The organism is Nonomuraea sp. NPDC004580 (assembly GCF_040609855.1).
GTDB lineage: Bacteria > Actinomycetota > Actinomycetes > Streptosporangiales > Streptosporangiaceae > Nonomuraea > Nonomuraea salmonea.
In genome coordinates this window covers 43,817-57,256 of the sequence record NZ_JBEXLH010000056.1, presented here as the reverse complement: position 1 = coordinate 57,256, position 13,440 = coordinate 43,817, and the positions used below count along the sequence as shown (strand labels likewise).

Annotated in this window: 10 protein-coding genes; 6 read left to right on the top strand and 4 right to left on the bottom strand. The window is 72.9% G+C overall.

The window, feature by feature from the left end; genetic code table 11:
* Positions 1 to 184: 184 nt before the first annotated feature.
* The 6 genes from ABZW11_RS36850 to ABZW11_RS36825 all read left to right on the top strand — a co-directional run bounded on the left by ABZW11_RS36850 (position 185) and on the right by ABZW11_RS36825 (position 8,703).
* Positions 185 to 1,570: an LCP family protein gene (locus ABZW11_RS36850; protein ID WP_355427812.1), complete on the top strand. Its 1,386-nt coding sequence runs from the start codon at positions 185 to 187 to the stop codon at positions 1,568 to 1,570.
* 240 nt (positions 1,571 to 1,810) lie between these two features.
* On the top strand, positions 1,811 to 3,151 hold the full coding sequence (locus tag ABZW11_RS36845; protein WP_355427809.1) for a hypothetical protein: 1,341 nt from the start codon (positions 1,811 to 1,813) through the stop codon (positions 3,149 to 3,151).
* A 176-nt stretch (positions 3,152 to 3,327) separates the two neighbouring features.
* Complete coding sequence (locus ABZW11_RS36840) at positions 3,328 to 4,320, top strand: LacI family DNA-binding transcriptional regulator (RefSeq protein ID WP_355427806.1); 993 nt, start codon at positions 3,328 to 3,330, stop codon at positions 4,318 to 4,320.
* A complete protein-coding gene (locus ABZW11_RS36835) occupies positions 4,317 to 5,090 on the top strand; it encodes a sugar phosphate isomerase/epimerase (RefSeq protein ID WP_355427804.1) in 774 nt (257 codons plus the stop codon). Before ABZW11_RS36840 ends, ABZW11_RS36835 begins: the two co-directional genes overlap by 4 nt.
* Before the next feature lie 49 nt (positions 5,091 to 5,139).
* A complete protein-coding gene (locus tag ABZW11_RS36830; protein WP_355427801.1) occupies positions 5,140 to 6,060 on the top strand; it encodes an alkaline phosphatase family protein in 921 nt (306 codons plus the stop codon).
* A 75-nt stretch (positions 6,061 to 6,135) separates the two neighbouring features.
* Positions 6,136 to 8,703, top strand: a complete 2,568-nt coding sequence (locus tag ABZW11_RS36825; RefSeq protein ID WP_355427799.1) for a PEP/pyruvate-binding domain-containing protein — start codon at positions 6,136 to 6,138, stop codon at positions 8,701 to 8,703.
* A gap of 3 nt (positions 8,704 to 8,706) precedes the next feature.
* Here the strand turns inward: ABZW11_RS36825 and ABZW11_RS36820 are convergent, their stop codons facing one another.
* From ABZW11_RS36820 to ABZW11_RS36805, 4 genes are all read right to left on the bottom strand, one after another.
* Positions 8,707 to 9,570 (bottom strand): sugar phosphate isomerase/epimerase, encoded by an 864-nt coding sequence (locus ABZW11_RS36820; RefSeq protein WP_355427796.1) that lies wholly within the window; start codon positions 9,568 to 9,570, stop codon positions 8,707 to 8,709.
* Positions 9,567 to 10,733, bottom strand: a complete 1,167-nt coding sequence (locus ABZW11_RS36815) for a dihydrodipicolinate synthase family protein (protein WP_355427794.1) — start codon at positions 10,731 to 10,733, stop codon at positions 9,567 to 9,569. The genes ABZW11_RS36820 and ABZW11_RS36815 overlap by 4 nt, the downstream gene beginning before the upstream one ends.
* Complete coding sequence (locus ABZW11_RS36810; protein ID WP_355427791.1) at positions 10,730 to 11,875, bottom strand: Gfo/Idh/MocA family oxidoreductase; 1,146 nt, start codon at positions 11,873 to 11,875, stop codon at positions 10,730 to 10,732. The genes ABZW11_RS36815 and ABZW11_RS36810 overlap by 4 nt, the downstream gene beginning before the upstream one ends.
* Before the next feature lie 316 nt (positions 11,876 to 12,191).
* The gene (locus tag ABZW11_RS36805; RefSeq protein WP_355427789.1) at positions 12,192 to 13,418 is read right to left on the bottom strand and encodes a ribonuclease D; all 1,227 of its coding nucleotides are present in this window, start codon (positions 13,416 to 13,418) and stop codon (positions 12,192 to 12,194) included.
* Positions 13,419 to 13,440: the final 22 nt, after the last annotated feature.

Sequence of the window (13,440 nt, the reverse complement as noted above, 5' to 3'; positions counted from 1 at the left end):
GACACGGCGGGTAGGGCTTACCGGCAGGCGGTACCGGCCGTAGGCGGGGGTCCTGGGGCGGCGGTCGGCGCCGCCGCCCCCGCCCCCGCCCCCGCCCCCGCCCTCGCCGCCGCCCCCGCCATCGGGCGAAAGGCGCAGGTCGCAGCCCCGCAAGAACCCGCTCACTCCACTCGGCTGGGTCAGCGTGGCGCTGACCCTCGTGCTGGTGATCGCCACGATCGGCGGCTACGCCTATTACCGCTACCTCGACAGCGGCATCGACCGCCGGCCCTTCAACGTGGGCAAGAGCCGCCCGCCCGAGACCGGCGCGCTCAACGTGCTGCTGGTGGGCTCCGACTCGCGCGAGGGCGACAACAAGAAGTACGGTCCCCAGTCGCAGCACCTCGGCGAGCGCACCGACACGATCATGCTGCTGCACATCTCCCCGAACCGGGACAACGCCACCATGATCAGCTTCCCGCGCGACTCCATGGTGCTGGTCCCGGAATGCCAGGGACGCAACGGCGGCGTGCTGCCGGCCGGGATCAAGCAGATCAACGCCGCCTTCAACGAGGGCGGCATCGAGTGCACGGCGCGGACCCTCGAGTCCCTCACCAACATCAAGATCAACCACTTCGTGAAGGTCGACTTCACCGGCTTCAAGGGCATCGTGGACGCCATCGGCGGCATCGAGATCTGCCTGCCCAAGCCGGTCAACGACCCCAAGGCCAAGCTGGTGCTCGGCGCCGGCAAGCACGTGGTGAAGGGCGAGCAGGCGCTGGGGTACGTACGGACCCGCTACGCGCTCGGCGACGGCAGCGACCTGAGCCGCATCCAGCGCCAGCAGGTGTTCCTGCAGCAGGTCATGAAGAAGATCACCGACGGCGGCCTGCTCACCGACCCAGCCGGGCTCAACGACTTCCTGCGCGCCGCCACCAAGTCCGTGACCGTGGACGAGGGGCTCACCCTTGAGCGCATGCTGGAGATCGCCAACAGCGTGCGCGGCATGACGGCCAAGGAGCTCAAGGGCATCACTGTGCCGACGGAGCCGTGGCCGCAGGACAAGAACCGCGTGCAGTTCGCCGAGCCGGCCGCCCGCGACTTCTTCGAGAGCGTGCGCAACGACGTCGAGGTCACCAAGGCGCCCACGCCGGGCAAGTCCGCCGCGCCCGAGGTCAAGCGCGAGCAGGTGCGGCTGCAGGTGCTCAACGCCACCGGCGAGGAGGGCAAGGCGCTGCAGGTGGCCGACGCGCTCGCCGCTCAGGGGTTCGTGGTGACGCAGGTCGGCAACGCCGCCCCCACCCCGACCACCACCATCAGGTACGCCAAGAAGGACGCCGCCGACGGCCCGGCCTACGGTGACGCGGTGGCGGCCCGGCTGTCGAAGGACAAGCGCACGCCCGTGCAGGGCAAGGTCAAGGCGACGGTCTCGCAGCCGTACACCGCCAAGACGCCGCCGGCCAAGATGCCTAAGGGGCCGGTCGTCCAGCTGGTCATCGGCAAGGACTGGCCGGGGGTCCGCGTGCTGTCGGCGATTCCCGACTCGCTCAAGGACAAGGTCGTCGACACCAGTACGAATCCCTGCCTTTGAGCTCGTTCCGAACGATCGGCGGGGAACGGGGATTGGCCGGACGATCAGATCGCCATACCCGCGCAGTGGGACGCAGAAACACCTTTGGGGCGAATGTTACGGAGAGTAGTTTTAGCGAAACAAGTGAAATATCCGGACAAGTAGTGGTAGGAAGGGGCGCGGTCCGAATACGCACTAGAGAGGTTCCCCGTGGCGCGCGACGAGAACGACAGGCCGTACGACGATGGGCAGGGTAGGTCGTTGAACCCGGAGTTGATGACGGGTGACGTGCTGTCTCCGCGGTGGAGCACCGATGACACCGACGAGCAGCCCGCCATCCAGGTCAGCGGCAACGAGACCTACATCCTGCCGGACCCGAGCAGACGTGACGTGCTCGACGACCCGCCGCGCGACGTGCTGGACGACTCGCACGACGTGCTCGGCTCCGGCGGTGACCGGCACGACGTGCTCGGCTCCGGCGGTGACCGGCACGACGTGCTCGGCGGGGGCAACGATGTGCTGAGCGGCTACGACCAGGACGGCCGCGACGCGGGCTCTCGTGACTACGCCGGCTACGACCAGGACGACCGCGACGCGGGCTCGCGTGACTACGCCGGCTACGGCGCGGCGGACGACGTGCTCGGCGGGCGTGACTTCGGCGGGCCGAGCGGACCGTACGACCTGGCCGCCGACGACTTCAGCGGACCGCAGCCCATCGACGGCTACAGCGGGCCGCACCGCGCGGACGACTACAACCGCGTGGACGACTACAGCGGACCGCACGCGATCGAGGACGACAACGCGTACCTGCCGCTCGATCGCGGCTACGACCCCACGCGCGACGACGACGCCGACGACGACCGGCCCAAGCGCGGCTTCCTCGGCTCCGGCTGGACCGACGACTCCGACGACGCCCGCGAGCCCCGGGAGCCCAGGAGCTCGCGCGGCTCCTACGACGGGCACTCCGGTGACGGCGAGGGCGAGGTGCGCCGCCGTACCAGGCTGCTGCTGGTCGCGGCGGCCGCGGTGGTGCTGCTCGGCGTCGGCGCCGGCTGGATGCTCACCGGCACCTCCTCCGACGACCCGTGCGCGGGCGCCTCCTGCGCCAGCGCCGGCGAGGTGTCCTCGCCGACCGACACCGCCCCCGAGGAAGAGGAGGAGGCGCCGGTCGCGGAGGAGACCGAGCCCACGGACGAGGCGACCGACGACACCGGCGACACCACCGACACCGCTGACACCGGCGACACGGGCGACACGGCCGGCCAGCCGAACCGGCCCACCGCGAGCAACCCGCCCGCCCAGCAGCAGACGCGCGAGCGGCCGACCCGGGAGCCGTCGGACACCCCGACCAGGGCGCAGCGCGGGGAGCAGGACGCTCAGGAGAAGACCGAGCGGCCCACCCGCGAGCCCGAGCGTCAGTCGGACGACGGCCCGTCGCGCATCGACGACAACACGACCGCGAACAGGAACGACTCCAGCTCCCAGCAGCAGGACAACGCGCAGGAGTCGACCTCCGACAACCCGGTGGAGTCGGCGACCCAGGCGCCGGTGCAGGAGGACAAGGGCGGCGGCCTGCTCGACATCCTCTTCCCCTGGTTCTGATCTGCCCGCCCGCCTCCTCCCGGAGGGCGGGCCCGGAGGCTCCAGGGCGCTTCAAGAGCCGGAGTGGAGAGCCGCCTTCCCGGTGGGGCATCCTGTTGCCGCCGGCCCAGGACATGGCAGTATGCGGGTCCAGGTGCCGGCCAGGCAGCTAGGGAAACCGCTTACCGGGAGGTCTCGTGGTCACGCTTGAGGACGTCGCCAAGCAGGCGGGCGTCTCGCTCGCGACCGCCTCGCGGGTGCTCAACGGCAGCACCCGCCAGGTGGGCGCGACACTCCGGGCACGCGTCGAGCGGGCCGCGGACGAGCTCGGCTACCGGGCCAACATCGCCGCCCAGACACTGGCCAGAGGGGCGAGCAACGTCATCGGCATCGTCGTGCACGACCTGACCGACCCCTACTTCGCGGCCCTGGCCGACGGCGCGATGCGCGCGGCGGCCACCCACGGCCTGCTGGTCATGGTGGGCACCACCCACCGCGACCCCGAGCAGGAGATCGCCTACCTCTCCACACTGCACGCCCAGCGGGTGCGCGCCGTGCTGCTCGTCGGCTCCCGGGTCGCCGACCCCGCCGTCACCGGCCGGCTGCGCGACGAGCTGGCCCGCTACCAGGCGGGCGGCGGCCGGGCGGCCTGCGTCGGACAGGACCTCCTCGGCGTCGACACCGTCGCGCCCGCCAACCGGCAGGGCGCCGCCGAGCTCGCCAGGGCGCTGGCGGGGCTGGGCCACACCAGGTTCGCGGTGCTGGCCGGGCCGCCGCACCTGGTGACCGCCGCCGACCGCAGCGCCGGGTTCGCCGCGGCGCTCGCCGAGCTGGGGCTGCCCGCGCCGCAGATCATCCACGGGCCCTTCGACCGCGACGGCGGCTACACCGCGGCTCAGCAGGTCGGCGACGCCACCTGCGTGTTCGCGGTCAACGACGTGATGGCGGTGGGCGCGCTCGCGGCCTGCAGGGAGCGGGGGGTGCGGGTGCCCGAGGACGTGTCGGTGGCCGGGTTCGACGACATCGTGACACTGCGTGATCACGTGCCCGCGCTGTCCACCGTACGGCTGCCGTTGCAGGACATGGGGGCACGCGCACTCGAACTGGCGCTCAACGAGACCGACCCGGTGGTGGTCGAGGAGGTCGCCGGCGAGGTCGTGCTCCGCGAGAGCGTCAGGAGGATGCCGTGAGGCTGGCGGTCAGCACGCTGGGCATGCCGGGCGAGGACCTCGACCGGGCGATCGAGATCGCCGCGGGGCATGGGTGCCAGGGGCTGGAGCTGCGGCTGCATCCCGACACCGGGGTGCACGCGGGGCTGGACGCGCGGGAGCGGGCGTCCGTACGGGAGCGGATCGAGGCGGCGGGTCTGGAGATCTCCGCGCTCGCCGGTTATGTCGGCATCTGCGAGCCGGGGCCGGACGAGCCGGCGATCGAGGCGCTCCTCGCCGACCTGCGCCTCGCCGCCGATCTCGGCGCGCCCGGCGTGCGGGTGTTCCCGCGCGGCGGCGACCCGTCCGTGGGCGCCCGCCGGCTCAAGGCGGTCTCCGGTACGGCCGCCGAGCTGGGCCGCCGCGTGCTGGTCGAGACGCACGACGCGATGGCGACCGGCGCCGCCGTGGCCGCGCTGCTCGCCGAGGCGGCCTGCCCCGGCACGACCGGCGCGATCTGGGACCTGCTGCACCCGTGGCGGCACGGCGAGCCGCCCGCCCGCACGCTGGCCGAACTGGGCCCCCACCTCGCATACGTGCAGGTCAAGGACGCGGTCTCCGAGCAGGACACGACCCCGGTGCCCATGGGCACGGGCACGGTGCCGCTGGAGGAGGCGGGTGAGCTGCTGCGCGCGGCCGGCTACGACGGGTGGGTGTCGCTGGAGTGGGAGCGCACCTGGTATCCGCAGGTGGCGCCGGTCGAGGAGATCCTGCCGGGCGCGGCCGGCTGGGTGCGCCGCTTCTCCTCCTGACCGCCTTCCGGTGGCATGCCGGGCATGTCGGTGGTGTTGAGTTGGGGGCATGTCCGCTCTGAACAACAAGGTGCTCGTCGTCGGTATGGACGGGCTCCGCTACGACCGGCTGGTCGCGCTCGGCGCCCCCGTCCTGACCGGCCTGATGTCCTCCGGTGCGTACGGCACCAGCAAGCTCCCGTACGGCGAGGCCGGCACGCCGCGTACGGAGTCGCCCGGCGAGGTCGTCCCCAAGAGTCCCGAGCCGGTGGAGGCCGGGCGGGTGATCGCGTCGCGTACGGACTCGGGGCCTGGCTGGTCGTCGATCGCCACCGGCGTCTGGCCGGACAAGCACGGCGTCGTGGACAACGCGTTCACAGACCCCCGTTTCCTGAAATATCCGGACTTCTTGACGCGTGCCGCCCTTGCCCGCCCCGGCCTGGCCACCGCCGCCTTCTTCTCCTGGGACGCGCTCGCCGAGCACGGCGCGTTCGGCCCCGCGATCGGCCACCGCTTCGTGCTCGACGGCTACACCGTCGGCTGGTCGGCGGCCGACGCCCAGGTGACCGCGGCGGCCGTACGCCACCTGGCGGACGGCGACCCGGGCGCCGTCTTCGTCTACCTCGGCGACACCGACGAGGTCGCCCACGCGCTCGGCCCCCACTGCCCCGAGTACGCCGCCGCCCTGCACACCCAGGACGCCCAGCTCGGCCGGCTGCTCGACACGATCCGCGCCCGCCCCTCCTACGCCTCCGAGAGCTGGACGGTGCTGGTCACCACCGACCACGGTCACGTGGACGCGGGCGGCCACGGCGGCACCTCCGATGAGGAGCGCACGGTCTTCGTGGTGCTCAACCGGCTGGGCCACGACCTGGGCGGACGCGCCCTCGGCGCGCCCCGGCTGGTGGACGTGGCCCCGACGGCGCTGGGCGCGCTGGGCGTGCCGGTGGACCCCTCCTGGAACCTGGACGGGGCCCCCTTGGAGATCTAGATTCATCGCGTGTTGAATTCTTGCCGGGAAAGCGTGACACTGGGAGCAGGACGCCGGACGGCAGGGGGACACGCGATGAAGACGATCCTGAGCTTCGCCGAGATCGACACGGGGATGCTCGCCGAGGTGGGCGGCAAGGCGGCCAACCTGGGCGAGCTGACCGGGGCGGGCCTGCCGGTGCCGCCCGGGTGGGTGCTCACGACGGAGGCGTACCGGCGGGTCGCGGAAGGGCTCGACACCGGCGGCCCCGCGCCGGCCGAGCGGGCCAGGCGGCACCTGCTGGAGGCGCCGATGCCGGAGGACGTGCGGGCGGCGATCGCGGGGGCGTACCGGGAGCTCGGGGACGACGTGCCGGTGGCGGTGCGCTCCTCCGCCACCGCCGAGGACCTGCCGTTCGCCAGCTTCGCCGGCCAGCAGGACACCTTCCTCAACGTGGTGGGGGAGGAGGCGCTCTTAACGGCCGTACGCCGCTGCTGGGCCTCGCTGTGGACCGACCGCGCGGTCTCCTACCGCGAGTCCAACGGCATCGACCACGCCGCAGTCCGGCTCGCGGTGGTCGTCCAGGAGATGGTGGACGCCCGCGTGGCGGGCGTGATGTTCACCGCCGACCCCGTCACCGGGCGGCGGCGCGAGATCGTCATCGACGCGAGCCCCGGGCTCGGCGAGGCGGTGGTCTCCGGCGCGGTCAACCCCGACCGCTTCCGTTTCCGCGACGGCCGCGTCCTCGAACGCAGCGCCGGGGACAAGGCGCTGGCCATCCGGCCGGTGCCGGGCGGCGGCACGGAACGTGTCGAGACCGCTCAGGGCGAGCTGTGCCTGACCGACGACGAGGTACGCCGCCTGGCCGGTCTCGGCGCCCGCGTCGAGGACCACTACGGCGCTCCTCAGGACACCGAGTGGGCCATCGACGCCGCCGGCACGCTCTGGCTCACCCAGGCCAGGCCCATCACCACGCTTTACCCCCTGCCCGAGACCACGCGGCCGGGGCTGCGGGTCTACCTGTCGGTCAACGTCGTGCAGGGCGTCATGGGGCCGCTGACGCCGATGGGCGTGGCGGCGTTCCGGCTGATCAGCGCGGGCGGGGCCGGGCTGGCCGGGAACGCGCCCGCCGACCCGCTCGACGGCGCGGGGTTCATGGCGGTGTCGGGCGGGCGGGCCTGGCTCGACATCACCGCCGCCGTACGCAGCAGGCCGGGCCGCGCCATCCTGCCGCGCGCGCTGACGCTCGGCGAGGCCAGGGCCGTGAGCATCATGCAGGGCCTGTTCGAGGACCCGCGACTGGCGCCCGCACGCGGCTCCGTGCGGCCGTTCCTGCGGAGGTTCCTGCGCTTCGCCGCCAACCTGCGGCTGCCCGTGCGCTTCTGGGTGGCGCTGACCAGCCCGCGCCGGGCCCTGGCCCACAGCGTGGCGATCGGCGCCGAGCTGGACCGGCGCCTGCACGTGCCCGCCTCCGCCACCCCCGCCCAGCGCCTCGACCACGCCCAGCACGTGCTCGCCCGGCTGTTCCCGCTGATCATCAGGACCATGCCGACCGCGATCACCGGCTACGCCCTCTACGCGCTGTCGGCCCGGCTGTCGGGTGTCCCGCTGGAGCAGATGAGCGACGTCCTGCGCAGCGTGCCCCACAACCCGACCACCGAGATGGACCTGGAGCTGTGGCACCTCGCCACCCGCGTCGAGCCTGAGCCGTTCCGCGAGCTGCCGGTCTCCGAGCTGGTCCGCCGCTTCCAGGCGGGCGAGCTGCCGCCGGTCGCCCAGCGCGAGGTCACCGCGTTCCTCGCCAGATACGGTCACCGCGGCGTCGCCGAGATCGACGTCGGCGTGCCGCGCTGGTCCGAGGAGCCCGGCCACCTCCTCGGCGTGCTGGCCAACTACCTGCGCATGGACGGCGGGCTCACCCCGGCCGAGCTGTTCGAGAAGGGCACGCGGGAGGCGAAGCGGAGGATCGGCGAGCTGGCCGCGCGGGCCGGACGTCGCGCGCGGTGGCGCGCCCCCTTCGTGCGGTGGGCGCTCGGCCGCACCCGCCACTACGCCGGGCTGCGCGAACTGCCCAAGTTCTACCTGGTCAAGACGCTCGCGGCGGTCCGGCGCAGTCTGTTCGTGGTGGGAGAGCACCTCGTGGGCCTGGGCGTGCTCGACCGGGCCGACGACGTGTTCTTCCTCGACCTGCGCGAGACCAGGGACGCGCTGAAGGGCGGCGACCTGCGGGAGCTGGTGGCCGAGCGGCGGGCGACGCACGAGCGGGAGCGGCGCCGCAGGCACGTGCCCAGGGTGCTGCTCTCCGACGGCACCGAGCCTGAGGCGCTCGCCGCCGCCACCGCCGACCCCGGCGCGCTCACCGGCACGCCCGCCTCGCCCGGCACGGTCACCGGCACCGCCCGCGTCGTCCTCGACCCGCACGGCGCCCACCTGGAGCCGGGTGAGATCCTCGTCTGCCCCTCCACCGACCCCGGCTGGACGCCGCTGTTCCTGACGGCGGGCGGGCTGGTGATGGAGATGGGCGGCGCCATGTCGCACGGCGCGGTGGTGGCCAGGGAGTACGGCATCCCCGCCGTCGTCGGCGTTCCCGACGCCACCCACCGCGTCGGCAGCGGCCAGGAGATCACGGTGAACGGCGCCGCCGGCACCGTCACGCTCTCCTGACCGTCAGGCGAGCACCAGCTCCTCGTAGCGGGCCTTCATCGTGGCCACCACCTCATCGGGATCGGCGGCCCAGACGTCGGCGTTGAAGATCTCGACCTCGACGTCGCCCGCGTACCCGGCGGCATGGACGGCGCGCGTGATCGGCGGGAAGTCGATCACGCCGTCGCCCATCATCCCCCGCCCGAGCAGCACGTCCGCCGGCAGCGGATGCAGGTAGTCGCACACCTGGTAGCTCGCGATCCTGCTGCCCGCCCGCGCGACGTCCTCCGCCAGGCGCGGGTCCCACCAGACGTGGAAGGTGTCCACGACCACCCCGACCTGCTCCTCGGGGTAGGGCAGGCTCAGCTCCAGCGCCTGGCCGAGCGTGGACAGCACCGCCCGGTCGGGGCAGTAGATCGGGTGCAGCGGCTCCAGCGCCAGCTTGACGCCGCGCTCGCCCGCATACGGGGCCAGCTCCGCCAGCGCCTCGGCCACCCGCTCCCGGGCGCCGGCCAGGTCACGAGTGAAGCCCTCGGGCAGCGCCTCACCCGGTCGCACGCCCGGCAGGCCGCCCACGACCATCACCAGGCAGGATGCCTCCAGCTCGGCCGCCTCGTCGATGGCCCGCCGGTTGTCGTCCAGGGCGCGGGCGAAGGCCGTCCTGCCCTCCTCGCCGGGCAGGCCGCCCGCGGTCAGGAAGCCGCCCCGGCACAGCGACGACACGCGCAGTCCGGCCGCGCGGACCAGCTTGACGCTCTCCGCGAGGCCCTGCTCCTCGACCTTCTCCCGCCACAGCCCGATCGCCTCCAGGCCGTGACGGACGCAGCCGTCCACCGCCTCGGCCAGCGACCAGCGCCGGGTCGTCCACTGGTTCAGCGACAGGCTCACAGGCCGTTCACCGCCAGCAGCGCCCGCATCCGGCGCACGGCCAGCTCCTGGTCGGCCAGCAGCCCCGCCTGGTCGGCCAGGCGGAACACCTCCGACAGGTGCAGCAGCGAGCGCGCCGACTGAGCGCCGTTCACCATGGCGAACGCGTCCTGGTGGCCGTTCAGCCAGGCCAGGAAGACGATGCCGGTCTTGTAGTGGTAGGTCGGCGCCTCGAAGATCTTGCGCGACAGGGTGACGGTCGGGGCCAGGATCTCGTCGTACGCCGTCAGCAGCCGCTCCCGCTCGGCCGCGTCATCGGCCGACTCGGCGGCGTCCAGGGTGCGCAGCGCCGCCGCGGCGGCCGGGGCGATCGCGTCGAAGATGCCGAGCAGCGCGTGGGAGCCGCTCTTGATCAGCGACGGGTAGTTGAAGTCGTCGCCGGTGTAGAGCTTGACGCCCTCGGGAAGCTCGGCGCGCAACCGCACCTCGTGGTCCTCGTCCAGCAGCGACACCTTCACGCCGTCCACCTGCCCGGCGTGCGCGTGGATCAGCTCCAGGAACGAGTTCGTGGCCGCGTCCACGTCGGGCGAGCCCCAGTAGCCGGCCAGGTTCGGGTCGAACATCTCGCCCAGCCAGTGCAGGATCACCGGACGGCCGGCCAGGCCGAACAGCTTGCCGTACACCCTGTGGTAGTCCTGCGGGCCCGAGGCGACCGCGGCGAGCTGGCGGGAGGCCATGATGATCACGCCCGCGCCCGCCGACTGCACGGTCTCGATCTGCTCGGCGTACGCCTGCGTGATCGCGTCGAGGTCGGCGGCGCCCGGCGCGTGGTCGGTGCCCGCCCCGCACGAGACGAGCGTGGCCGGATCGCCGAACGCGCGGGCCTCGGCGGCGCTGCGCCTGATCAGCTGCTGGGTCGCGGCCCAGTCGAGACCCATGTTGCGCTGCGCGGTGTCCATGGCGTCGGCCACCCGCAGCCCGTGCGACCACAGATGGCGGCGGAAGCGCAGGGTCGCGTCCCAGTCCACGGCGGCCGGTGAGCCCGGCGTGTTGTCACCGAGGGGGTCGGCGACGACGTGCGCGGCGGCGTAGGCGATGCGCCCGCGCGCCGGCGCGCTCTCGACCGGCCAGGTCGCCTGCTCGCGCAGGGGATAGGACCCGAATCCGGGAAGTTCGATCCTCACAGCTGCGGCACCTCGATCCTGCGGCCCTCGGCGTTGGAACGCAGCCCCAGCTCGGCCAGCTGCACGCCCCTCGCGCCCGAGGCGAAGTCGTTCGGGAAGGGCGCGTCCTCCAGCACGTGCCGGATGAACCGCTCCCACTGCACCTTGAACCCGTTGTCGAACTCGGCGTTGTCCGGCACCTCCTGCCAGCCGTCGCGGAAGCGCGCGGTGGCGGGCAGGTCGGGGTTCCAGACCGGCTTGGGCGTGGCCGAGCGGTGCTGGACGCGGCAGTTGCGCAGGCCCGCGACGGCGCTGCCGTGCGTGCCGTCCACCTGGAACTCGACCAGCTCGTCCCGGTTCACCCTGACCGCCCAGGAGGAGTTGATCTGCGCGACGATGCCGCCCTCCAGCTCGAAGATCCCGTACGCGGCGTCGTCGGCGGTCGCCTGGTAGGCGTTGCCCTGCTCGTCCACGCGCGAGGGGATGTGCGTGACCGCCCGCGCATAGACCGACTGCACCCGGCCGAACAGGTTCTCCATGACGTAGTGCCAGTGCGGGAACATGTCGAGCACGATGCCGCCGCCGTCCTCGGAGCGGTAGTTCCAGGACGGGCGCTGCGCCTCCTGCCAGTCGCCCTCGAACACCCAGTAACCGAACTCGCCCCGCACCGACAGGATGCGGCCGAAGAAGCCTCCGTCGATCAGCCGCTTCAGCTTGAGCAGGCCGGGCAGGAAGAGCTTGTCCTGGACGACGCCGTTCTTGACGCCCTTCGCGGCGGCGGCCTCGGCCAGCGCGAGCGCCTCCTGGGTCGACTCGGCGGTGGGCTTCTCGGCGTAGATGTGCTTGCCGGCCTCGACGGCCTTCAGCACGGCCTTGACGCGGGCGCTGGTGACCTGGGCGTCGAAGTAGATGAGGTTGGCGTCGTCGGCGAGTGCGGCGTCGAGGTCAGTGGTGAAATCCGAAATATCGTGCTTCGTAGCTATATCTGCAAGCTTGTCGGCATTACGGCCGACCAGGACGGGCTTGAGGGCGACCCTGGAGCCGTCAGAGAGCGTGACGCCGCCCTGCTCGTTGATGGCCAGGACGGAACGGACCAGGTGCTGGCGGTAACCCATCCGTCCGGTGACGCCGTTCATCACGACGCCGATGGTGCGCACGCTCATGAGGATCCCTTCAGGCACAACAGGTGGAAAGCGCTTTCCCGAACGGTAAGGCCGTCCCACCAAGGGCGTCAAGAGCCCCGGCCCCGCCGCGCCGCCCCCTGCGCCCGGATGATCCCCGGTCACGGCAGGCCGAAGGCCCGAATCGGGCCACGGCGTGGCGGCCTCTGGGCTCGGATAAGTTCCGGGCGTTGGCCCGGGTGGGGACGGGCCTCGGGCTCGGGTGGGGAGGGGCCTCGGGCTCGGGTGGGGAGGGGCCTCGGGCTCGGGTGGGGAGGGGCCTCGGGCCCGGGTGGGGTTCGCCACCCGGGGGCCGGGGCTATGCCTCGCCGCGGGTCTCCAGCCGGGCCAGGGCCTTGGCGATGGGGTGGGCGGTGAGGGAGAGCTGCCACTCGCGGGCCCCGAGCCCGCGCAGCCGCTCGGTCACGCTCTCGTCGGTGATGACGTCGGGCGGCTCCCACGTGAGCCTGCGTACGGCGTCGGGCTGCAGCAGGTTCTCCGTGGGCATGTGGTGCTCGTCGGCCAGCGCGGTGACCACGGCCCTGGCGGCGGCCAGCCGCTTGGCGGCGGCCGGGTCGCGGTCGGCCCAGCGGTTGGGCGGCGGCGGGCCGTCGCCCGGGGTGCTGGGCTGGGGGAGCTGGCTGTCGGGCAGGTTGCGGGCGCGGGCGACCGCGGCGAGCCAGTCGCTCATGTGCCGGCGGGCACTGCGCCCGGTGAATGCCGAAATTTCGGTCAACGCCTTCTTCGTGCGCGGGCCCTCAAGCGCCGCCGTCACGATCGCCGCGTCCGGCAGCACCCGTCCGGGCGCCAGATCCGCCTCACGGGCGATGCGGTCGCGCATGGTCCACAGCTCGCGCACGATCGCCAGCGCCCGCACGTTGCGCACCTTGTGGATCCCCGACGTACGGCGCCAGGGATCGGCGCGCGGCGCCGGCGGCGGGGTGTTGAGCACGGCGGCGAACTCCTCGCGCGCCCACTCCAGCTTCTTCGTCTCGGCCAGCTCCTGGTGCAGCACGTCGCGCAGCTCGACGAGGACCTCCACGTCGAGCGCGGCGTACCGCAGCCAGTCTTCGGGCAGCGGCCTGGTGGACCAGTCGGCCGCCGAATGGCCCTTCTCCAGCCGCAGGCCGAGCACGGTCTCGACCATCGTGCCGAGGCCCACCCGTTCATAGCCGAGCAGCCGGCCGGCCAGCTCGGTGTCGAACATCGTCCGCGGCCTGAACCCGACCTCCAGCAGGCACGGCAGGTCCTGCGAGGCGGCGTGCAGCACGATCTCGGCCCCGGACACGGCCTCGTCGAGCGCGGACAGGTCGGGGCAGCCGATCGGGTCGATCAGCGCGGTGCCCGCGCCCGCCCTGCGCAGCTGCACGAGGTAGGCGCGGTTGCCGTAGCGGTAGCCTGATGCGCGCTCGGCGTCGACGGCGACGGGGCCGCTGCCCGCCGCGAACCTCTCCACCACCTCGGCCAGCCCGGCCGCGTCGGCGACGACGGGAGGGATGCCTTCCCGCGGCTCCAGCAGCGGCTCCACGGTGCGTTCTTCTGTCATGAGTTCACCGACCTCATGACGT

Bases quoted from the DNA above. Each gene is read 5' to 3' on its own strand.
- ABZW11_RS36830 (WP_355427801.1), top strand. From the start codon at position 5,140: ATGTCCGCTCTGAACAACAAGGTGCTCGTCGTCGGTATGGACGGGCTC.
- ABZW11_RS36825 (WP_355427799.1), top strand. From the start codon at position 6,136: ATGAAGACGATCCTGAGCTTCGCCGAGATCGACACGGGGATGCTCGCC.
- ABZW11_RS36810 (WP_355427791.1), bottom strand. From the start codon at position 11,875: ATGAGCGTGCGCACCATCGGCGTCGTGATGAACGGCGTCACCGGACGG.
- ABZW11_RS36805 (WP_355427789.1), bottom strand. From the start codon at position 13,418: ATGACAGAAGAACGCACCGTGGAGCCGCTGCTGGAGCCGCGGGAAGGC.